The organism is Vibrio rumoiensis (assembly GCF_002218045.2).
Taxonomy (GTDB): domain Bacteria; phylum Pseudomonadota; class Gammaproteobacteria; order Enterobacterales; family Vibrionaceae; genus Vibrio; species Vibrio rumoiensis.
In genome coordinates this window covers 140,900-163,189 of record NZ_AP018685.1, presented here as the reverse complement: position 1 = coordinate 163,189, position 22,290 = coordinate 140,900, and the positions used below count along the sequence as shown (strand labels likewise).

The following is a 22,290-nucleotide window of genomic DNA, read 5'->3' as shown; positions in this document are numbered from 1 at the left end:
TGTTTGTCATTTAAGCCTCTTATCTATAGGCATAGCACTGATATATAAAAATAAGGGAATGCAATTATGAGTCATTTTGAACACGATGATCACTCCAATAACTTAACTACTGAAGCGTCGGATTTCTCGCAAATCATCGAAAATGGATTAAGTCGTCGTCGATTTTTACAAACCGCCGCTGCCGGCAGTTCGGTTGCCTTTTTTGCCGCCTCACCAATAGCCAATGCGATGGCGCGACCACCGAAAGCGAAACCATTACTAGGGTTTGATGCCATTCCAACCTCAACACTCGATACCATTGTCGTTCCAACCGGCTATCAAGCTGAACCCCTTATTGCTTGGGGCGATGCGATTCATCCAGCGGCTACCCCTTTTTCTCAATTTAACTCTGCCGCCGATCAAGAAAAACAATTTGGTGATAATAATGATGGTATGACATTCCTACCATTAAGCCGTGACCGCGCGGTTTTAGCCGTTAATAACGAAAGCACCGATTACGACACTTTATTTGACGATCACGGGCAAAACTTAACTGCAAACAAAGTACGTCGTTCACAAGCTGCAGTTGGGGTGTCGATTGTTGAATTACGCAAAGGCCCACAAGGCTGGGTCGTCAATGTCGATGGTCGCTTAAACCGCCGAATTACCGCTTATACCCAAATGGAACTCACTGGCCCTGCGGCAGGCGATGAGCAGCTCAAAACCCATGCTGATCCAACGGGTACGCAAGTGCTTGGCACCTTTAACAACTGCGCTAACGGTGCAACACCGTGGGGCACTTACCTTACCTGTGAAGAAAACTTCAATGGCTTCTTTGGTAGCGAAAAGAACATTGATGTCCCAGAAAAAGATAAGCGTTATGGCATCCGCTCAGGCAACGGCGCTTTTAACTGGCATCAATTTGATGAGCGTTTTGATATCGAAAAAGAGCCTAATGAAAACCATCGCCATGGCTGGGTCGTCGAAATTGACCCAATGAATCCTCACTCTAAACCGAAAAAACGCACCGCTTTAGGGCGCTTTAAACATGAAAATGCCGCCTTAACCATCAACAAAAATGGCCGAGTGGTGGTGTATCTCGGGGATGATGAGCGTGGTGAACACATTTATAAATTTGTCTCAAAAGGCAAATACAACGAGCATAAGCCTGAAAAGAATCGTGATTTACTGGATGAAGGTACTCTGTATGTCGCGAAATTTACCGCTCAAGATGGCGAAATGCACGGCAAAGGAGAGTGGATTGAATTAACCTTTGGCAAAAATGGCTTAACCCCAGAAAATGGCTTTACTAGTCAAGCGGATGTGTTGATCTTTACTCGCCAAGCGGCCACTCAAGTCGGTGCCACTACTATGGATCGCCCAGAATGGGTGGCCGTTCATCCGGATAATGAGCAAGTATTTTGCACTCTAACCAACAACTCCAAACGCGGTAATGACGGCATGGAAACCAACCCTGCCAACCCACGCGAAAATAACATCTATGGTCACATCATTCGCTGGCAGCCGAAAAATGGTAACCATGCTTCCGACAAGTTCTTCTGGGATATTTATGTATTAGCGGGTAACCCAGAGCAATACAGTAATGATAACCCTCGCTCTGGCTCTGATAACATCAACAAAGACAATATGTTTAACAGCCCTGATGGCATTGGCTTTGATAATGCAGGTCGCTTGTGGATTCAAACCGATGGTAACTATTCTAATTCTGGTGATTTTGCCGGCATGGGCAATAACCAAATGCTGTGTGGCGATCCCAATACCGGTGAAATCAAACGTTTCTTAACTGGCCCTATCGGCTGTGAAATCACTGGCCTGACGTTTAGCCCAGACAATCGCACTTTATTTGTCGGTGTTCAGCATCCAAGTGATAGCTTCTCCGCGATTGACGGCATTCCTCGCTCTACTGTCATGAAAATCACTCGACAAGATGGTGGTGTGATAGGAGCGTAAGCGTTACTCGTCTCTCGGGTGCTCGTGACTCGAGAGACGCGCTATTGCTTCAACTACAGAGCCGAGCTTCGAGCATTCGAGCTACGAGACTCGGCTTTTTCTTTATAACACCTCGGCTGCCTTGGACACATTCCGCCCCGGGAACAAATCACTCTCGCCTGATTTTCAATGCCGCGCTCAATCCAATTGATATTTAAAATCCGCGCCACGGTGAGTAATTGCTGTTTAATTTGGTAAGGAATTTCACATTGCCCACCTTTGCGCACACATTCTTTTTGCAACGCACTGGCAATCGCCACCGCATCTTCGCCTTGCGCTTCTAATGCTGGGTTTAAATCCACACCGGAACAGAGCACATGATAATTGCCCGCCATGTCTTTCACTTTGACCGACTCACAACAATAAATATGTGGTACGCCATCTTGGTTAAGCACTGAAATCTGCGCGACCGGTGTATTGCCCGGAATCCCAATCATGCGAAACACCGACCAATGTTGACACGGGTCTTCGACCATTCGCATATTGCCCCAGGGCAACGGAATACCATTACCACGATAGACCGCTTTCAGTTTCCCCGGATTATAGGCATCGAAATAATGCCAATGAGGATACGGCGAGACTGCCGTCATACGGCGCATCACCACCGACTCTGACACTCCAATCAATTTACTCACGCTGATCTCATACCCATGGCGGTCAAGCAATTGACGAAACGGTACTTTCGGACACAACAAAGCGCCGGCAAAAAATGAGCACTCAAAATCTCGCCATGCTTGCAGAATATGTTTGGAATCTAAATTACTGACATCACGAGTTTGATCGGGCTTTAAGGTGGATAAGTTACGGTTATCTGACGCTATGACGTTTTTTTCTCCATCGCTGTTATGCAGCACCTTATGACCAATATGCACCGCTAAATCATATTTGAGCTTCTCCGGCGTGGCTTTTAATGCGCTATTAATGCGTATTAATCCGGGCGCTTCCGCATAAGAGCGCACAATATGCTTAGATTTCACCCCATGTGCATCCACCACATCTTGTGACGGCTCATCAAACCATTTCACTTTGACGCCAACCTGCTGGCAAATGTCCAACAAATCCTCGACCGAGAGCGGCATGCGTTTTTGCCCCACTTTTTCAGCCGCTTTTTCTAGATCTGGGAAATGGTTTTGATGGTGTTCCTGATGAGCACGAATAAGAAGGTGGGCAAATTGATGGCCTGTCGTGCCGGTCTGCGACAACATTTCAGGGATCGCAATTTGCAGAATATCATTGGAAAACAAGAAGCTTGGTTCAAGCACCATGCCGTTAATCCCGCCACGAGTGCCTTTTTCCGGCGTAATTTCTTGCTCTTCGCTGGCATCATCTAAAAACCAATGCAACGGCTTTTGAAATACCTGCGCAATCACATCCAACATCGCTTCACTGGGTACTCGCTTACCACGTTCAATCATCGAAAGGTATGACACTGAAGGCGCATCTTCAGGATCAATTTTTACACATCGAGAAGATAAATCCTCCAAGGTTAAACCGTTACGTTTCCGTAGGTTACGAACCTTAGTACCCAAAAAGTGAGACTGCCTGTTTAACGAACTTGATGCCTTCATCCCTGACCTCATATTTGTAAAATTTACACTGTGTAATTTTCTTTGTGAAATTTTAGTCAGTTTATCGCTATTCTTTTAATCACAGGATGAAAAAGCAGCATTTGATGTTCAACTTTAAGACCGCGGTCACTGATTGAGAAAACAGGGATTCAAAAACCAAGTCGTCATAAAGCCAATATCAAATCATCGCCACTGCTACAAAAACGAGTCGCAACACGAGGGATAAATTATGAACTTAGCACAAACCATCGATGGTCCTATGACCAACACACAGACCACAATAACCACTCAACACCAATTCAATGCCGAGCTAGTTCAATTCGTCAATCAACAAGTGTTGCCGCTAACCGGACTCGATCAGCAACAATTTTGGGCTAATTTCAGCCAACTTCTTAATGATCTTGCGCCGAAAAACCAAGAACTACTAGAAACTCGCACTCATCTACAACAACAGATTGATGATTGGCACAAAGCGAATCCGACATTTGATCCGGCGCAGTACCAAGCGTTTCTGCGAGACATTGGTTACCTAGTAGAACAAGGCGAAGACTTCCAAATCAGCACCCAAAATGTTGATCAAGAAATTGCCACTTTGGCTGGTCCACAATTGGTGGTGCCAATTAAAAATGCACGCTTTGCACTGAACGCAGCCAATGCTCGTTGGGGTAGCCTATACGATGCCGCTTATGGCAGTGACATCATTTCCCAAAGCGAAGGTTTGAAAGCAGGCAAAAAATACAACCCTGCTCGTGGCAATCACGTCATTGGATTGGCTAAAACCTTTTTGGATGACAACTTCCCATTAAAACACGGCTCACATCACGACGTTCAAGCATACACCGTATACTTTCGTCATCTATTAGCCACTTTCCCAGATGGCAGTCAATCCGGTTTGGCGCAGCCTTGTCAGTTTGTTGCATCCAGCAACCCTGATGTAGAACCAACGTCTATCGTGTTGAAAAACCACGGCTTACACATTGAGTTAATCATTAACCGCAAAGGGGCAATTGGTCAGCATGACATTGCTGGTCTCGACGATATTCAAGTGGAATCAGCGTTGTCGACCATTATGGATTTTGAAGACTCTGTCACCGCCGTCGATAGCCAAGATAAACTTGAAGCCTATCGCAATTGGTTTGGCCTAATCACCGGCAACCTAACAGCTACGATCAGCAAAGGTAACCAAACTCAAATCCGCCGCTTGAACTGCGACCGTAGCTATACCGATAAAAATGGCGATGACTACAACTTACATGGCCGCTCATTGTTATTGGTACGTAATGTCGGCCACTTAATGACCAGTGATTTGGTGCAAACCGCGCAAGGGAAAAATATGCCCGAAGGGTTAATTGACGCCGTGATCACCGCCTTAATTGCTGCGATTGAAATTAAGAACCCACAGGCTTGTCGCGTCAGCAATAGCCGCACTGGCAGCATTTATATCGTAAAACCGAAAATGCATGGCCCTGAAGAAGTTGCTTTCAGCAATGAGTTATTTGAACGTGTAGAGAACATGCTCGATCTTGCACCTAATACCATCAAAATGGGAATTATGGATGAAGAACGTCGCACGACCGTTAACTTAAAAGAATGTATCCGCGCCGCTCAATCACGCGTGGTTTTCATCAACACCGGATTTTTAGATCGCACTGGTGATGAAATTCATACCAGCATGCAAGCCGGTGCTTTTAAACCAAAAGCAGACATTAAGCACCAAACCTGGATTCAAGCTTATGAAAACAACAACGTCGAAGTTGGCCTAGCGTGTGGTTTTGCCGGTAAAGCGCAAATTGGCAAAGGCATGTGGGCAATGCCAGATGAAATGAAAGCCATGATGGCGGCTAAAGTCGCTCATCCAAAATCGGGCGCCAATACCGCTTGGGTACCTTCGCCAACTGCAGCCACATTGCATGCATTGCACTATCACCAAGTGGATGTATTTGCCGAGCAACAAACGATTGCAGAGCGCCCAGCAACCAATCAATCCGAACTATTAACCCTTGAGTTATTAGAGGAAACGCTGTCTCCACAGCAAGTTGAAGCCGAACTCGATAACAATATTCAAGGCATTCTTGGCTATGTGGTGCGCTGGGTTGAAATGGGGATTGGTTGCTCGAAAGTACCTGACATTAACAACATTGAACTAATGGAAGACCGCGCCACCCTGCGTATTTCCAGCCAACATATTGCCAATTGGTTGCTACACAAGATTTGCAGCCCAGAGCAAGTAATGGAAAGCATGCACAAAATGGCCCAAGTGGTTGATGGACAAAATGAAGGCTCTGAAGGCTATCGACCTATGCTGCCGAATGTCGAACAAAGTCTGGCATTCCAAGCGGCTCGAGAATTGATTTTTCAAGGTCGCAATCAGCCGAATGGTTATACCGAACCGCTATTGCATCAATACCGTTCTTGGGTGAAGAACGAAAATAAATAGCGTCATTCCGGAAACGAGGTACGAGTTATCCGGAATCTCCCACAGTGCATTGAGACTCAAATCGCTGTAGGAGATCCTGAATCACGCTCCTGCGTCGCTGTTCAGGATGACGATAATAATTTTAACAACATACCAAATCCAATAACGAAAAACACAGAGCGTCCGAGCAACGAAACACGAGAAGCGAAGCGCTCTAGCAACGAAAACAAGAAGGGAATCATTATGCCAAATACAACAACTCAAAATAGCTACAAAAGCCAGCTAGCTGACGCAACCAAAGCGATTGAAGGTAATGAAACTTGGAATGCCATCACACCGGAGTACGTGGCTCGTATGCGCCTGCAAAACCGCTTTCGTACCGGTCTTGATATTGCGCGCTTTACTGCCCAAATCATGCGTGAAGACATGAATGCTTATGACCAAGACCCAGCGAACTACACTCAATCACTAGGCTGCTGGCATGGATTTATCGGCCAACAGAAAATGATTTCCATTAAGAAGCATTTTGAAACCACTCGTGGCCGTTACTTATATCTTTCAGGTTGGATGGTGGCAGCAATGCGCTCTGAGTTTGGTCCACTGCCTGACCAATCAATGCATGAGAAAACCTCGGTGCCGATGTTAATTGAAGAGTTGTACACCTTCTTAAAACAAGCCGATGCGCGTGAACTGAATCATCTATTTAAAGACCTTGATGCAGCGCAAGCAGCTGGCGACCAAATCAAAGTACAAGCCGTGCAAAAACAAATCGATAATTTTGAAACCCATGTGGTACCAATTATTGCCGATATTGATGCAGGCTTTGGTAACGAAGAAGCGACCTATCTGCTAGCGAAAAAAATGATCGAAGCAGGCGCATGTTGTATTCAAATCGAAAACCAAGTGTCAGACGCCAAACAATGTGGCCACCAAGACGGTAAAGTGACCGTTCCACACGAAGACTTTTTAGCGAAAATCAACGCCGTTCGCTACGCATTCCTAGAACTTGGCGTAGAAGATGGTGTGATTGTCGCGCGTACCGATTCCTTGGGTGCCGGTTTGACACAAAAAATCCCAGTATCACAAAGCGCTGGCGATTTAGCCGACCAATACAATGCTTATATTGATGGCGTGGAAATTCACTCTCTAACCGAATTGAACTCAGGTGATATGGTGATTAAACAAGGTGATGCGGTAATTAAGCCTACTCGTCTACCAAATGGTCTGATTCGCTTCAAACCCAATACAGGTGAAGATCGCGTAGTACTTGATTGCATCACTTCGCTACAAAATGGTGCCGATCTACTGTGGATTGAGACTGAAAAGCCGCATATTGGTCAAATCGCTGGTATGGTAAATCGTATCCGCGAAGTGATCCCCAATGCCAAATTGGTTTATAACAACAGCCCATCGTTTAACTGGACACTGAACTTCCGTCAGCAAGTATTCGATATCTGGGCAGAATCGGGTAAAGATGTCTCAGCTTATGACCGTGACCAGCTAATGAACCAAGTATATGACGGCTCAGAACTGGCACTAGAAGCGGATGCTAAAATCCAAAGCTTCCAACGTGATGCGGCAGCGCAAGCGGGTATATTCCACCACTTGATTACGCTACCGACTTACCACACCGCGGCGCTTTCCACCGATAACCTAGCCAAAGACTACTTCGGTGAGCAAGGTATGTTGGCGTATGTTGCAGGTGTTCAACGTAAAGAAATTCGCCAAGGGCTGGCTTCGGTAAGACACCAAGATATGTCCGGCTCGAACATAGGGGATGATCACAAAGAGTATTTCTCCGGTGAGCAAGCTCTGAAAGCCTCGGGAGAGAATAATACGATGAATCAGTTTTCTTAACGGAAATCGGGTCTCGGGCGCTACGCTGCTCGTGGCTCGAAAAAGATTTAACGAGTTCCCTTAACCAAAAGGCTTCCTACTTCTCAGTTGGCGAGAATGTGGAAGCCTTTTTTTATCGTTATTCGAAGCTCGGAATCTTGGCCGCGTTGCTACTCGTGACTAGAAAAAGACTAAAATCCCAAACGACCTGAGCCTTTACTTTTTCCGTCATTCCCGCCGAGCCTTAGCGAGAGCAGGAATCTAATCACAGCGCGATGAATATAGATCCCTGATAACTTCGTCGTCGTTTCAGGGATGACCATTTTTAAATGCTTCCGCCGCCCCTCGAGTGACAAGCAGCGAAGCGCCCGAGCACCGAGTCACGCACACTCTTTTCGGCTCCCGAGCGAAGCGTCCTCGCACCTCGATACTAAAAACTAAAAACTAAAAACTAAAAACTAAAGTCTTCCCCAACCCCACAGCAATCGAAAACATAATTACCGCGATCACGCTATCTAACACCTGCCATGTTTTCGGATTGGCAAACAGTGGAATCAGCTTTTTAGCTATATACGCCACGCCATAGAACCAAATTGCCGAGGCTGATAACGCCCCCACTAAGAACCAACGTTTTTCTTCAAAATTAAGCGAGGAGGTAATGCCACCTAAAACCACAATCGTATCAAGATACACATGTGGATTTAAAAAGGTCATGGCTAAAGTCATCATTGCAACTTTTACCCAATTACGACTGACTTCTGAGTGATCAATATCTAAGTGACTTTGCCCACGCCACGCTGATTTAGCAGACAGCCAACCGTACCAACATAAAAATGCGATACCGATTAAAGTTAAGATTTCGGTCAAAATAGGCGCTTGTTGCAGTAAAACACCAACTCCCAACACCCCAGTACTGATCAATAAAATGTCACCCATGAAACAAATGGTTGCCACCAGCATCACATAATTATTTTTAAGGCCTGATTTCAATAAAAAAGCATTTTGGCTACCTATCGCCACAATTAGGCTACCTGATACAAATGCGCCTTTTAGTGCCACGCTCAACATGTTTTTATCCCTAATGATTATTGTTCACACTAATATTGCGCTACAAAGTACTTAAGTTAAAATTAAAATAATTAAAGCTTCATTAGATTAACTTAAGTTGGCGTGAGTATGTTTGATTACAAATTATTAGAATCATTAGAAAGAATTGCAGCACTGAAAAGCTTTGAAGCAGCAGCGCAAGAGCTCAACATCACTCAATCTGCCATTTCCCAACGAATCACGAATCTAGAGCAACGCGTCGGATCTATTTTGGTTCAACGAGGCAAAAATTTAGCTCTAACGCCAACCGGACAAAATCTGGTTAATCACGCCATGAAAGTGAAACAGCTTGAATTTGAATTGCATCATTTATTGGGTGAAGACGGTGTTTCGCATCCATTAAAAATAGTCATCAATGCCGACAGCCTTGCCACTTGGTGGTTTAAAGCAACCAAAAGCTTCCATCAACAGCATAATGTGATGTTCGATATCTTAATTGAAGATCAAAGTGAAGGCTTAAAGCATCTCGAAGAAGGGTTAGCGATGGGCTGTTTATGCAGCTCTAATAAGACGTTAGCAGGTATTCGTTGTGAGTATTTAGGCACTATGGAATACCGTTTTTATTGTTCACCAGATTTTAAGAAAAGGTACTTCCAGACTTCGCAATCGGAACAAAATCTTGCTGACATATTACAGATTGCTCCTGCGGTAATTTTTGGCGCTGACGATAAATTACAAAAACAACAGTTTCAAAAATGGGGCTTACCCACCCAATTCCCCTACCATATTTGCCCATCAAGCGAAGGGCTGGCCGACATGATTTTAAGTGGGCAAGCTTATGGCATCTTACCTATGATTCAAGCTCAACCTTTTGCCAATAAACTCGTGGATATTTTCCCCGACCGAGAAGGTATCCATGTCCCTTTATACTGGCATTATTGGCACCAAAGCGGCTCGGTATTGAATAAATTATCGGATGTATTAATGTCCAATAACACCAAAGCGCTAGTCTTTTAACGGTACATAAATATCCGTAATAAGTTCATGCTCTGCCACTTCAGGAAAGACATTCTTATACTCAAAAAACATCGGTTGATCTCTGAGCTCTTCGCCACTTTGTGGCAACCATTGGCCGAAAATAAAATAGATTTTATCGTCCATTAAATAATGAGGGCCAATATGGCGCAAGCAAGCATAGCGCCCACCTTCAATCGATTTATCTACGATACCGAATGGATTTTGGCCGACCATTTGTTGCACTTCACCACAGACATCAAAACGAAATTGCTCCGCCGGGGTGTTATTGGGATCGTTATACACAATGCCAAACGTTCGCGAAGAATCGACGGGTGAATGCATGGTGTTTTTACGCCAATCAATAAATTGACCAATCGTGTTATTCAATAAACTTGGTGAGCCCGAATGCTCTTTAACGGCAACCAAAATCGTTTCTAAATTTTTGACACTGATTTCATCAAGTAATGCGTGGTTATTAATATCTTTCATCTTAATTCCTACCTTGCTATCAAATTGCTCATACCAATCTGGCCATGTCGGATCTCGACGAAATTGAGATGGCGATTGGTTAAAATGGCGCTTAAAGGCGCGCGAAAAAGATTCTAAGTAATCAAAACTGGCATCAAGAGCAATATCAGTAATGCTTTTATGTGGCTGAAAAACCAATTGATAGGCTGCACGCTTTAATCTTACTTTCATTATAAAAGTCGTCGTACTCATACCGAATATAGCTGAAAACTGACGATGGAAATGAAAGCTCGAAAAATGGGCAACTTGGCTCAACGCTTCATAAGTCAGTGTGTTATCAATGTTTTGATATATGTATTCACACACCTTATGCATCCGCTGTATATACTGTTGTTTATTTTGATTCACTCTTTACCTCTCTTTCGCCAACAAGTATCAGATAAAAATAAATTGCTTACTTAACCTAAATTGCGGAGATAAACATCAGTATAAGTCTCGCCTATCATTTCCGAGCAAACGACCCCAATTAACTCATAAAAAAAGCGACCAATACAAAATATTGATCGCTTATCGATTTGCAACGACTACGCCCAGAAACTAGGGACTAGTAACCGCTCTTCCTATCCCTCAATTCCCGCATGACGCAATAGCGCATCAATTTGTGGCTCACGGCCGCGGAAGCGTTTGAACAATTCCATCGGCTCTTCACTGCCGCCCATTTCTAGGATGTTGTTCAAGAAACTCTGACCCGTTTGTTTATTAAAAATCCCTTCTTCCTCAAAACGAGAGTAGGCATCACTTGATAACAATTCGGCCCATAAGTAACTGTAGTAACCCGCGCTGTAACCACCAGCAAAAATGTGGCTGAAGGCATGAGAGAAACGGTTCCACTCTAAGCTTGGCAGAACCGCGACTTTCGATTTCACCTCCGCTAAAGTTTCTAGCACTTTTGCGCCAATTTCAGGGTCGTATTGTGAATGCAGCGAGAAGTCGAATAGACCAAATTCTAACTGACGTAAAATAAACATCGCTGATTGGAAGTTCTTCGCCGCGAGCATTTTATCGAGCATCGCTTTTGGTAAAGGTTCACCCGTTTCATAATGCCCCGAGATGAACGATAGCGCTTCTTCTTCCCAGCACCAGTTTTCTAGGAACTGACTTGGCAATTCAACCGCATCCCAAGGCACACCGTTAATGCCCGATACCGCCGCCACATCAACTTGCGTCAGCATGTGGTGAATACCGTGACCAAATTCGTGGAATAACGTCACCACTTCATCATGAGTAAATAGTGCAGGCTTGCCACCGACAGGCTTGTTGAAGTTACAAGTTAAGTAGGCCACTGGCGATTGGGTTGAACCATCGGCAAGTTGACGACGCACCCGGCACTCATCCATCCAAGCACCGCCACGTTTGTGCTCGCGAGCGTATAAGTCTAAGTAAAAGCTACCACGCAACTGGCCTTGGCTATCGGTGATTTCAAAGAAACGTACCGAGTCATGCCATACATCCACGCCTTGCTTTTCGGTAACCGTCATACCAAACACACGATTTAATACTTCAAATAGGCCTGAAACCGCTTTGGATTCTGGGAAATATGGACGCAGTTCTTCATCTGAAATTTGGAACAGTTTTTGTTTCTGCTTTTCGCTGTAGTACGCAATGTCCCACAGGTTTAATTCGGTCACGCCACATTCTTGCTCAGCGAATTGACGTAATTCTTCGACTTCGCGTTCACCTTGTGGCTTAGCTTTGGTGGCTAAGTTATTTAAAAACTCCATCACTTGCGCCGGCGTTTCAGCCATTTTGGTCGCCAGTGATTTTTCAGCGTAAGAGTTAAAGCCAAGCAGACGCGCGATTTCATGGCGCAGTTTTAGTTCTTCTGCCATCACTTCAGTGTTGTCCCACTTACCCGCATTTGGACCACGATCAGAGGCGCGAGTCACAAACGCTTCATACATTTCTTGGCGCAGTGCTTGGTTATCACAATAAGTCATCACTGGAATGTAAGATGGCATTTCTAGCGTGAGTAACCAACCGTCTAATTCTTTCGCTTCGGCATTGGCTTTGGCTGCGGCCATTGCGGATTCTGGCATGCCCGCCAGCTCAGCCTCATCGGTAATATGTTTGCTCCAACCCATAGTGGCATCGAGCACATTATTTGAGAACTTAGAGCCCAGTTCTGATAAGCGCTTGCTGATCTCGCCATAACGTTTTTGTTGATCGGCAGGCAAACCAATACCCGATAATTCAAAGTCTTTTAAGGCATCGGTAATCGATTTTTGCTGTGCGGTATTAAGGCTTGTAAATTCATCACTTGCTTTAATGGCTTTATACGCTTCATACAAACCTTTATGTTGGCCAACCCAAGTGCCGTACTCAGATAACAAAGGCAAACAAGCTTCATAGGCTTCACGTAATGCTTCACTATTTTGCACCGAGTTTAAGTGGCTCACAGGCGACCAAAGACGGCTTAAACGATCATCGGTTTCCGTTAATGGCTCGCAGATGGTATCCCAGCTTGGAGTTAGGCCACCAGCAAGTACCTTTTCAACTTGCGCGCGGCAATCAGCAATCGCTTGTTCTACAGCAGGTTGTACGTGTTCTGGTTTAATTTGAGAAAACGGTGGTAAACCATCTTGAGATTCAACGAACGAGAGTAACGGATTAGACATGAATGCTTCCTTAGTCGTGTATCCCCTTTGTACTTGACGTTGCTTGGTTGACAGCGTTCATTCGCCGATCGCCTGACTGCAACCCCAATGACTTTGGGTATAGTGATTCTTCTATATTTATAAACTCTTATCTCGGTATAAATGTAGCCTAACGAGGCAAATTTCAATGGCACTGAAAGTAAAAACTGCTTTGGGCTCTCTTTTATCAGGCAAGGCACCATAATATTCGGTATCATAGAACACAATATTGACCCAATTCCAAGAGATAGACCATGCTGAGTTATCGCCATAGTTTTCACGCCGGCAACCATGCCGATGTCGTAAAGCACATCGTACAAAGCTTAATTTTAAATGCGCTTAAGCAAAAGGATAAGCCTTTCGTATACCACGATACCCATGCAGGTGTCGGCCGCTATGACTTAACCCACGAATGGTCGGAGAAAACAGGCGAATACAAACAAGGCATTGCACGTATTTGGGGGCAAGATTTACCGGAAGATGTCAGCAGCTACTTAGCGGCCATAAAAGCATTAAATGGTGATGACGAATTGCGTTATTATCCGGGCTCTCCACGCGTAGCACGTGCTCACTTACGCCCCAATGACCGTATGGTATTGACTGAGTTACACCCAAGCGATCACCCGCTTTTAGAACAAGAGTTTCATCGTGATCGCCAAGTCAGCATTCATCAAAAAGATGGCTTCGAACACTTAAAAGCGTGTTTGCCACCCAAAGAGCGTCGCGGCTTAGTGTTGATCGATCCGCCTTACGAGTTGGCGCATGAATATCAAGATGTGGTGAAAGCCATCGCACAAAGTTATAAACGTTGGGCTACCGGTGTGTATGCAATTTGGTACCCTGTGGTCTATCGCAGCACGATTGATGACATGATTGCTGGTCTGCAAGATTTAGGCATTCGTAAAATTCTGCAAATTGAACTCGGTGTGTCTCCTGACAGCACGGAACGAGGCATGACCGCTTCGGGTATGATCGTAATTAACCCACCGTGGAAATTAGAAAGCCAAATGACTGAGATTTTACCGATGCTGCAACAAGCAATTGCACCAAATACTGGCCATCATAAAGTCGAATGGATCGTTCCAGAATAGAATCGGCGGCAAAGTCACAACAGAATAACAATAGGGTTGTAGAATCCATTCAGCACCCTCATTATGAACAACATATACATAACAGGTTACGGAGAACAGAATGACAACGCATTTTGATTATATTTGTATTGGCGGTGGTAGCGGCGGTATTGCTTCTGCGAATCGCGCAGCCATGTACGGCGCAAAAGTGGCGCTGATCGAAGCTCAAGACCTAGGTGGCACCTGTGTAAACGTGGGTTGTGTACCAAAAAAGGTCATGTGGCATGGCGCTCAAGTGGCGGAAGCAATCAACCTGTACTCCAAAGATTATGGCTTTGATGTTGAACTGAAAAGTTTCAACTGGGCCAAAATGGTGGAAAACCGTCAAGCGTATATTGGCCGTATTCACCAGTCTTACGATCGCGTACTCGGCAATAACAAAATCAATGTTATCCGTGGCTTTGCTAAGTTTGTTGATGCAAAAACCGTTGAAGTAAACGGCGAGCTATACACCGCCGATCATATTCTGATCGCGGTAGGTGGCCGTCCAACCATTCCAAACGTTCCGGGTGCTGAACACGGTATTGATTCTAATGGTTTCTTTGAGCTCAATGAGCAGCCAAAACGTGTTGCTGTGGTGGGTGCAGGCTATATCGCGGTTGAGATTGCAGGTGTATTAAGTGCACTAGGTACAGAAACCCATCTCTTTGTCCGTAAAGAATCCCCACTACGTAGCTTCGATCCAATGATTGTCGAGACCTTAGTGGAAGTGATGAATACTGAAGGTCCAACCCTACACACGAATTCCGTACCTAAAGAAGTGGTTAAAGAAGCCGACGGCAGCATTACCCTACACCTAGAAAACGGTGAAAGCCAAAATGTGGATACTTTAATCTGGGCGATTGGTCGCCACCCTGCCACTGATGCGATTAACCTAGATGTAACCGGCGTAGCTACTAACGAACGTGGCTACATCAAAGTGGATGAATACCAAGAAACCAATGTCAAAGGCATCTACTGTGTGGGTGACATCATGGAAGGCGGCATTGAGCTGACTCCGGTTGCGGTAAAAGCGGGTCGTCAATTGTCTGAGCGTTTATTTAACGGTAAAACCAACGCTAAGATGGATTATGACCTAGTACCAACAGTAGTATTTAGCCACCCACCAATTGGTACGATTGGTCTAACCGAGCAAGATGCCAAAGCCCAATACGGTGAAGACAACATCAAAGTGTACACCTCAGGTTTTACAGCGATGTACACCGCGGTGACTTCACATCGTCAGCCATGCAAAATGAAATTAGTATGCGCTGGGGAAGATGAAAAAGTGGTTGGCCTCCACGGCATTGGCTTCACGGTCGATGAAATGATCCAAGGTTTTGCGGTAGCAATGAAGATGGGCGCAACCAAGGCCGATTTCGACGCGGTTGTCGCGATTCACCCAACGGGCTCTGAAGAGTTTGTGACCATGCGTTAATTTAACTCACCAATCGTGATGATGAAGCCTCACTCTTTCGTGGGGCTTTTTATTTTTAATGCTTCCTAATTTCAGTGATTTTCATCACAACCGTGACACTTACTGCCCAAGTGTGTAATATAACACCAGTAATCATAGGGTTAATTTAGCACCTCGCTATTTTTTATCAGCCAGCCTAAATAGCCTGATAACCCAAGTTTCAATATAACAATACCAATGCATTAGGATGATTCATTGTCAGCGCATTTTTTATTACGCTGATACTTAGTTATGGATAACGACGATATTTTTCGCTATTTATACCTATAATAAAAAGACATCATCACATGAAACCAATTTTTTCTTCTCCTCTTGAAGTGCTGCCTCGATTAATATCGGTGCTTGGGGCGACATTCGCCTGTATTATACCAGCCTATGCTGGAACTCAAGCCTCGGCCAGCATCATGCTCTCACCAAACGAGCAAGCATCTCAAACTGAGATTAATGATAGCGACGTCTTTTCATCAACCATTCAAACATCATCATCAAATCACTCTCATCAGGAATCTGAAGCATCTAAAAAAAATAAGCGGGTTTGGGATCATGTTCTGCCATTTGGCGGCCAACAAGTCATTTATAATGGTTATGACCTCCCACTGCCATTCGGTATCAGCTTTTTATACACTCAAGTAAAGCAACACCAAGACATTAGTAATATCCGTGTTGGGGCTAACTCGTTGGGCGGTCGCTTATCAATTCCTATGTCGGATATCAATCCAGATCTATTCAAATTCGATAACTTCTACACCACAACCAAAACACCACAAATCAAGTTTGATGCTTGGGTTCTCCCCTTTTTAAATATCTTTACGACGGTCGGTAAACTCAAAGGAGATGCCGATTTAGATATGACGATCGGTGGTGAGAGACTTGTTAACGATATTGCACCACACCTTAACCCATGTAATCCAGGTATATCAGGTGCCGCATGCCGTAGATTACGAGAGAAAATTGGTAGTACACTCTCGCGCGATGCGCATATTCACCCATCAGCCGAATTAGATGGCTACACGTATACTTTTGGTGCGCTAATTGCTGGAGCCTCAGGCCGGTGGTTTTATACTATGCCAATTACCTATACTCAGACTCGCATGAAAAAAACCAGTGTGGACGGCAATACCATTAATATTCAACCGCGTGTGGGTTATGGCTTTGATTTAAACTATGGAACTAAGCTAAATATTTATACTGGCGCCGGTTATATGAAAACCAGCCAAGATATCTTTGGTAGCTTTAGCTTAGATGAAAGAAAAGCGGTTGATGATATTCATGCTGACAACAGCTTGCCATTTAGCGTCCATCAAGAAAATCAGCGACCATGGGCCGGAATTATTGGATTTGCACTCGATATTAATCAATACTTATCCACGGATTTAGAATACACCGGGTTAGGCGGCGACCGTAAACAGTTCTTGTTTATGCTTAACACTCGCTTTTAAGCATTTTTTACTCGTCTTTTATCAGCATCATTGACGTAGAATTTTAAACATCGCCTTCAAGGATTAGACTCAGTTATGTTCATTTTGCTTTTTTCGTTACTCTCGTATTGGACAGGAACTCCAATCACGAGCTTAACCAACCCAGATTACCGAGCTTACGACTCGCCTTATAATTACAATAATTTTCAAATTGGTGCCGGTTGGCAAACCGATGGTTTAGATATCAAATTAGCAGGCAGTTACATGATCAATGAAAATTGGATCTTTACTGGCCATTACCAAAACTACTTTCTTCATGATGGTGACTTTCCTACTGGTAAAGATGCTTACGACTCCAAATTCAACCAAAGTGATCTCGCATTTGGTGCACTATATCGCATACCTCTTAATCCTTCCCTTGATGCCGTATTTGGTGGCGAATTAGGTTATGACTGGTATAAAGATCGTGATACCAGCTCTACTGCCGATGAAATTATCGGTATCGATTATGATGATCATAGTATTGGAGTTCGTGGATTAGCGGGGCTTCGCTATAGCTTGAGCCGTAATCTTGAAATGGGGGCCGACATCGGAGCAAAATACGCCTATGACCGTGCTTACCTACAAACGTCTGCCGAAATGAACTATTACTTTACCGAGAATATTGCATTGGGCGGTAAAGCCAGTTACGACGATCACGATGGTCATATTGGTTTTTATATTCGCGTTTCAAACTAGCCTTTCACACATTGCTGTTCATGCTTAATTCTTGACGGTAAATATTTACTGTTCAGCCAGCTAATTTGTGTGTAATCAATGTAAATATCCTTTAACATATCATTTTCAAAATACCAATACATTGATGTTAATTATTACTACACTAATAATAGTCACTTAACGCCCCATCAATGTCACAATAGAGATGAATGGACTTATTCTATGTCGCTCCGACCTTATCTTTGGCATTATCCTATTACACGCCTATTAACCATCATGGCTGCTTATAGTGCCAGTGCTTTGCTTTCTTACGCTTATGCCGCTAGCCAAATTGGAGAAGTCACGACTGTCCCTAAAACAATGGTTACAGAAAGCCCAGCGGAGACGGGTAAACCTAAAGTGATTAACCCAGGGCCCAATCGCCCTGCTAACTCAGATAAGGTGTGGGATAGAATATTACCGATTGGTGGGCAGGTCGCTATTTACAATGGTTACGATTTACCTCTGCCTTTTGGTGTCAGTTTTTTATACAGTTATATCGAGCAAGATCAGACTATTAGCAATATGAAAGTCGGCTATGGCGGCCCGGCAAATATTGATATTAACTTTCTATCTTTTGATCGATTTCGTAGTAAAACCAACACGCCCCAATTAAAACTCGATGCATGGGTTTTACCTTTTCTCAATGTGTTTGCTACCGTTGGCCGAATTAAGGGCACCATAGATATTAAGATGAGTATGCCCAAAGGCAGCGTGGTAACTAGCGATCCGGTTACCAATGCAATTAATGATGGCATACAGGCTTACTGTGCCAAAAACCCCGTAAAATGCCGAGCAGGTAGTGCACTGAAACCAGATACACCACCGGATATTTTTAATGGTGAACCTTGGCGTCTCAATGCTGAAGCTGAGATTGAGGGTTATAACTACAGTTTTGGGGCGATGCTAGCAGGAGCTAGTGGCGATTGGTTTTATACGATGCCTATCGTTTATACCCAAACCAATATGAAAAAAACCAATGTATCGGGTGGCACACTGAACATTCAACCTCGGGTAGGCTATACCTTTGCCCTCGAGCATGGCTTAGAGTTAAACCTGTACACCGGTGCGAGTTATATGGATAGTAATCAAACGATTTCGGGTGGCTTTAACCTTGAAACCATGGAGGCCTCTCGAGATTTCGATTCGCCACATACCATTGCATTTAAAGTTGACCAAGAAAACACCGACAAATGGGGCGGTATTTTAGGGGTAAACTTTAATATCAATAAACATTTATCATCAGCCATTGAGTACACTGGGGTGGTGGGCGATCGCCGACAAATGATCTTAATGGTCAATGGGCGATTCTAAGCTTTCACTCTTCTTATTGTAATATGAACAACAAAGCGCCAGCTAATTCGATTAACTGGCGCTTTGTTATTTAGAGATAGCGCTTATTTAGCTTCAACCTCTGCTGGAAATGCGATTATTGATCCGCCGGGAAAACGACCCCAACTTGCTTTCTCACTTCAGTGCTAATGCGCGAAACTCCCAATGCTCTCGCTTTGGCTGTTTGGCACAGCTGACCTCGCTTGATTTGCTCAGCAAAAATGGAAGCTTCATAAGTCATGGTGTTTTCAACTTGAGGAACGCTCAGAGTCTGTGCTTCTTCACCACGCAATTTCAATACAATATGATCGCATTCTGAAATGTGCTCAATAATCATTGAACCCGCTTCACCCTGGATCTCACTTGGGATATTCGAATCAGACACTTTAGAGTGAGAAATCACCACATCATGTTCTGGATAACTCAGGATAACCGTACCGTGTGCATCAACACCCGATTCAAGTAAGTGAGCGCTCGCTTTAATGTGTTGAGGTTCACCGAATAACGCTACTGCACTGGATACACAGTAGAAACCGATATCCATGATTGAGCCATTCGAAAATTCAGGATTAAAGGTATTCGGATTTTCACCATCAAGATAGCGCTGATAACGCGATGAATATTGGCAGTAGTTAATAAACACTTTATGCAATTTACCAAGCTTATCGAGATGTTGGTTAATCAGTCCAAAGTTAGGTAAGTATTCGGTTTTGAATGCTTCAAATAACACTACGCCATTTTGTTCTGCCACTTGGTACATGTGCTCGGCTTGGGTGATATTCGAGGCAATCGGCTTTTCACAAATCACATGCTTGCCATTTTCTAGCATCAACACACTTTGCTCATAGTGCAGAGAGTTCGGGCTAGCGATGTAGACCGCATCAAACGCATCACTTTGCGCCATCGCTTGTAAATCAGTAAAACATTGTGCTTTTGCGTTAAACGGCGCGGCAAACTCGGCTGCTCGCGCTTCGGTGCGAGAGTACACGCCGGTTAATTCAAACTCATTGACTTCTAATGCCGCTTGCACAAAACGCTCAGTGATCCAGTTTGTCCCTATAATGGCTAGACGTAGCATAGTGATCCTTTTACTTTCTATTCAAAAAAAGAAAACCGCAGAAGTTATCTCCTACGGTTTGCATCATACGTAAATTTATTTCGCTTAGATAATTTTTTTAACCTTATCGAAAGACTTACCCTTTATACAATTTAGGGTTAAACACATCACGCAACCAATCGCCTAGTAAGTTAATCACCAATACGATCGTCACCAACACGATACCTGGAAACGCAGTAATCCACCAAGAACCTGAGAAAATGTAGTTAAAACCAATACTAATCAATGAACCGAGTGATGGTTGGTCAACCGGTAAGCCTAGTCCTAAGAAAGAGAGCGCGGCTTCCGACATGATCGCATTCGCGATCTGTACTGTTGAAATTACCAAAATTGGTGATAAACAGTTCGGCAAAATATGGCGGAACATAATGCGTGGTGAACGGAAACCCATTACACGCGCCGCTTCGACATATTCTTTCTTCTTCTCGGCTAATACTGAAGCACGAATGGTACGGGCATACTGCGGCCACTCTGCGACACCGATAATCACGATCAGCATCAACACAGCATATTGGCTATAAAACTCACCGCCAAAGCTCGCTTTGAAGATAGCCGACACAATGATCGCCACCATCATAGTCGAAAACGATAATTGCACATCGGCAAAGCGCATCAAAAAGCTATCAATACGGCCACCGAAGTAACCAGCAGACAGACCAATAATGATGCCTAAAAACAACTGCACTGCTACGGCACAAAAACCGATCATCAATGACAAGCGCGAACCATACAAAATGGTCGAAAAGATATCGCGCCCTTGGTCATCGGTTCCTAACCAGAATGCGCTATCGCCACCATCCATCCAAGATGGAGGCAATTCAGAGTTCATGATATCAATTGAAGTTAAATCATACGGGTTCGTGGGTGCAATCCAAGGCGATAAAATAGCCGCCACAAAAAACGCCATAAATACCGCAAAGCTGACCATCGCCACTTTGTCACGTAAGAAGTAATACAAGATATCGGATTGTTTAAAGCGTTCCCAACGAGTAGGAACAATCGATGAAGTTTGCTGATTCATAATTATGCTCCTTTTCCTGTGATGTTGACGGTTGGGTTCACCAAGCCATAAAGTAAATCGACGATGGTATTGGTCACGACAAAGATCAAACCAACGAAGATAACGTAAGCGGTAATTAACGGTGTATCTACACGGTTAATCGCTTCTAGGAAAAGAAAGCCAGTACCCGGCCATTGGAATACGGTTTCGGTCAAAATGGTGTACGCCACCATAGTACCAATCTGCACACCACCTACGGTAAGTACCGGTAGCATGGTATTTTTCAGTGCATGTTGGTAATAAATTTTGTTCATCGCCAAGCCTTTCGCTCGACAAAATTTAATGTATTCCGAACCAAGCACTTCCAGCATTTCAGAGCGTACCAAACGAATAAACAGAGGCAGCATAATCGATGCAAGTGAAATACAAGGCAGAGCAAGATGCGCTAGACCATCAAGGGTAAATAAACCAGAATGCCAGCCACTGCCCAACACTTCGACTGTCTCACCACGACCATAAGACGGCAGCCAGCCCAACTCAATCGAAAAGACATACATCAACATGATGGCGGTTAAAAACACCGGGATAGAAATACCAATACTACTAAAGCCCATAATGACTTTGGTTAAAATACTCTTCGGGTGAATCGCGGAATACACCCCGAGCGGGATAGATAAGAATACGATAATAAGAGAGGCACCAAACACTAATTCTAAGGTTGCCACCAGCTTTTCAAGAATGACTTCCGCGGCGGGCTTTTTGAAAAAGTAAGACGTACCAAGATCGCCATGCAATGCATTGACGACAAAACGATGATATTTCACGATAAACGGGTCATTAAGCCCCATTTCATCACGTAAAGCATCACGTTCAGCTTGTGAGACAGACTGTCCGACAAGCTCACGCAACGGGTCACCTAGGTTATCCTGTATGGAAAACGCAACCAAACTGATCACAAACATCACTATCAGTGCCTGAAACAGGCGCTTGACCAGAAACGTAAACATTCCTTGCCCCTTAATAATCCATTAAATGCTGGTTAGCTCC

16 protein-coding genes are annotated in these 22,290 nt (G+C 44.2%); 9 read left to right on the top strand and 7 right to left on the bottom strand.

Annotated elements, in window-relative coordinates:
• Nucleotides 1-66: 66 nt before the first annotated feature.
• Entirely contained in the window at nt 67-1,950 is a 1,884-nt protein-coding gene (locus VRUMOI_RS00770) for a PhoX family protein (RefSeq protein WP_089138791.1), read from the top strand.
• A 53-nt stretch (nt 1,951-2,003) separates the two neighbouring features.
• Here the strand turns inward: VRUMOI_RS00770 and VRUMOI_RS00765 are convergent, their stop codons facing one another.
• Nucleotides 2,004-3,557: a DUF3612 domain-containing protein gene (locus VRUMOI_RS00765; protein WP_089138790.1), complete on the bottom strand. Its 1,554-nt coding sequence runs from the start codon at nt 3,555-3,557 to the stop codon at nt 2,004-2,006.
• Nucleotides 3,558-3,816: 259 nt separating this feature from the next.
• Between VRUMOI_RS00765 and VRUMOI_RS00760 the strand changes: the two genes are divergently transcribed.
• Together VRUMOI_RS00760 and VRUMOI_RS00755 are read left to right on the top strand one after the other, a co-directional pair.
• Nucleotides 3,817-5,994 (top strand): malate synthase G, encoded by a 2,178-nt coding sequence (locus VRUMOI_RS00760; RefSeq protein WP_231897498.1) that lies wholly within the window; start codon nt 3,817-3,819, stop codon nt 5,992-5,994.
• Nucleotides 5,995-6,216: 222 nt separating this feature from the next.
• Complete coding sequence (locus tag VRUMOI_RS00755; RefSeq protein ID WP_089138788.1) at nt 6,217-7,830, top strand: isocitrate lyase; 1,614 nt, start codon at nt 6,217-6,219, stop codon at nt 7,828-7,830.
• Between the two features lie 423 nt (nt 7,831-8,253).
• Here VRUMOI_RS00755 and VRUMOI_RS00750 read toward each other — a convergent pair whose 3' ends face one another.
• Entirely contained in the window at nt 8,254-8,877 is a 624-nt protein-coding gene (locus VRUMOI_RS00750) for a LysE/ArgO family amino acid transporter (RefSeq protein ID WP_089138787.1), read from the bottom strand.
• 108 nt (nt 8,878-8,985) lie between these two features.
• Here VRUMOI_RS00750 and VRUMOI_RS00745 point away from each other — a divergent pair, with 108 nt between their 5' ends.
• Entirely contained in the window at nt 8,986-9,873 is an 888-nt protein-coding gene (locus tag VRUMOI_RS00745) for an ArgP/LysG family DNA-binding transcriptional regulator (protein ID WP_089138786.1), read from the top strand.
• Here VRUMOI_RS00745 and VRUMOI_RS00740 read toward each other — a convergent pair.
• Together VRUMOI_RS00740 and prlC are read right to left on the bottom strand one after the other, a co-directional pair.
• A complete protein-coding gene (locus VRUMOI_RS00740; RefSeq protein WP_089138785.1) occupies nt 9,862-10,716 on the bottom strand; it encodes an AraC family transcriptional regulator in 855 nt (284 codons plus the stop codon). The genes VRUMOI_RS00745 and VRUMOI_RS00740 overlap by 12 nt on opposite strands.
• Before the next feature lie 245 nt (nt 10,717-10,961).
• Nucleotides 10,962-13,016 carry an oligopeptidase A gene (prlC, locus tag VRUMOI_RS00735; RefSeq protein ID WP_089138784.1) on the bottom strand — a complete coding sequence of 685 codons (2,055 nt, stop codon included), beginning with the start codon at nt 13,014-13,016 and terminating at the stop codon, nt 10,962-10,964.
• A 272-nt stretch (nt 13,017-13,288) separates the two neighbouring features.
• Here prlC and VRUMOI_RS00730 point away from each other — a divergent pair, with 272 nt between their 5' ends.
• The 5 genes from VRUMOI_RS00730 to VRUMOI_RS00710 all read left to right on the top strand — a co-directional run bounded on the left by VRUMOI_RS00730 (nt 13,289) and on the right by VRUMOI_RS00710 (nt 19,108).
• Nucleotides 13,289-14,125, top strand: coding sequence for a 23S rRNA (adenine(2030)-N(6))-methyltransferase RlmJ (locus VRUMOI_RS00730; protein WP_089138783.1), 837 nt, complete (start codon nt 13,289-13,291; stop codon nt 14,123-14,125).
• Between the two features lie 100 nt (nt 14,126-14,225).
• Nucleotides 14,226-15,581, top strand: a complete 1,356-nt coding sequence (gorA, locus tag VRUMOI_RS00725) for a glutathione-disulfide reductase (RefSeq protein WP_089138782.1) — start codon at nt 14,226-14,228, stop codon at nt 15,579-15,581.
• Between the two features lie 326 nt (nt 15,582-15,907).
• Nucleotides 15,908-17,059 carry a hypothetical protein gene (locus VRUMOI_RS00720; protein WP_089138781.1) on the top strand — a complete coding sequence of 384 codons (1,152 nt, stop codon included), beginning with the start codon at nt 15,908-15,910 and terminating at the stop codon, nt 17,057-17,059.
• A gap of 75 nt (nt 17,060-17,134) precedes the next feature.
• Entirely contained in the window at nt 17,135-17,776 is a 642-nt protein-coding gene (locus VRUMOI_RS00715; protein ID WP_089138780.1) for an outer membrane beta-barrel protein, read from the top strand.
• 201 nt (nt 17,777-17,977) lie between these two features.
• A complete protein-coding gene (locus VRUMOI_RS00710; protein WP_089138779.1) occupies nt 17,978-19,108 on the top strand; it encodes an outer membrane beta-barrel protein in 1,131 nt (376 codons plus the stop codon).
• 115 nt (nt 19,109-19,223) lie between these two features.
• On the opposite strand, the gene VRUMOI_RS00705 is transcribed toward VRUMOI_RS00710, so the two are convergent.
• The 3 genes from VRUMOI_RS00705 to VRUMOI_RS00695 all read right to left on the bottom strand — a co-directional run bounded on the left by VRUMOI_RS00705 (nt 19,224) and on the right by VRUMOI_RS00695 (nt 22,250).
• Entirely contained in the window at nt 19,224-20,204 is a 981-nt protein-coding gene (locus VRUMOI_RS00705) for a Gfo/Idh/MocA family protein (protein WP_089138778.1), read from the bottom strand.
• Nucleotides 20,205-20,319: 115 nt separating this feature from the next.
• Nucleotides 20,320-21,264: an ABC transporter permease gene (locus VRUMOI_RS00700; protein ID WP_089138777.1), complete on the bottom strand. Its 945-nt coding sequence runs from the start codon at nt 21,262-21,264 to the stop codon at nt 20,320-20,322.
• A 2-nt stretch (nt 21,265-21,266) separates the two neighbouring features.
• Complete coding sequence (locus VRUMOI_RS00695) at nt 21,267-22,250, bottom strand: ABC transporter permease (RefSeq protein WP_089138776.1); 984 nt, start codon at nt 22,248-22,250, stop codon at nt 21,267-21,269.
• Nucleotides 22,251-22,290: the final 40 nt, after the last annotated feature.

Bases quoted from the DNA above. Each gene is read 5' to 3' on its own strand.
- VRUMOI_RS00770 (WP_089138791.1), top strand. From the start codon at position 67: ATGAGTCATTTTGAACACGATGATCACTCCAATAACTTAACTACTGAA.
- VRUMOI_RS00765 (WP_089138790.1), bottom strand. From the start codon at position 3,557: ATGAAGGCATCAAGTTCGTTAAACAGGCAGTCTCACTTTTTGGGTACT.
- VRUMOI_RS00760 (WP_231897498.1), top strand. From the start codon at position 3,817: ATGACCAACACACAGACCACAATAACCACTCAACACCAATTCAATGCC.
- VRUMOI_RS00755 (WP_089138788.1), top strand. From the start codon at position 6,217: ATGCCAAATACAACAACTCAAAATAGCTACAAAAGCCAGCTAGCTGAC.
- VRUMOI_RS00750 (WP_089138787.1), bottom strand. From the start codon at position 8,877: ATGTTGAGCGTGGCACTAAAAGGCGCATTTGTATCAGGTAGCCTAATT.
- VRUMOI_RS00745 (WP_089138786.1), top strand. From the start codon at position 8,986: ATGTTTGATTACAAATTATTAGAATCATTAGAAAGAATTGCAGCACTG.
- VRUMOI_RS00740 (WP_089138785.1), bottom strand. From the start codon at position 10,716: ATGCATAAGGTGTGTGAATACATATATCAAAACATTGATAACACACTG.
- prlC (WP_089138784.1), bottom strand. From the start codon at position 13,016: ATGTCTAATCCGTTACTCTCGTTCGTTGAATCTCAAGATGGTTTACCA.
- VRUMOI_RS00730 (WP_089138783.1), top strand. From the start codon at position 13,289: ATGCTGAGTTATCGCCATAGTTTTCACGCCGGCAACCATGCCGATGTC.
- gorA (WP_089138782.1), top strand. From the start codon at position 14,226: ATGACAACGCATTTTGATTATATTTGTATTGGCGGTGGTAGCGGCGGT.
- VRUMOI_RS00720 (WP_089138781.1), top strand. From the start codon at position 15,908: ATGAAACCAATTTTTTCTTCTCCTCTTGAAGTGCTGCCTCGATTAATA.
- VRUMOI_RS00715 (WP_089138780.1), top strand. From the start codon at position 17,135: ATGTTCATTTTGCTTTTTTCGTTACTCTCGTATTGGACAGGAACTCCA.
- VRUMOI_RS00710 (WP_089138779.1), top strand. From the start codon at position 17,978: ATGTCGCTCCGACCTTATCTTTGGCATTATCCTATTACACGCCTATTA.
- VRUMOI_RS00705 (WP_089138778.1), bottom strand. From the start codon at position 20,204: ATGCTACGTCTAGCCATTATAGGGACAAACTGGATCACTGAGCGTTTT.
- VRUMOI_RS00700 (WP_089138777.1), bottom strand. From the start codon at position 21,264: ATGAATCAGCAAACTTCATCGATTGTTCCTACTCGTTGGGAACGCTTT.
- VRUMOI_RS00695 (WP_089138776.1), bottom strand. From the start codon at position 22,250: ATGTTTACGTTTCTGGTCAAGCGCCTGTTTCAGGCACTGATAGTGATG.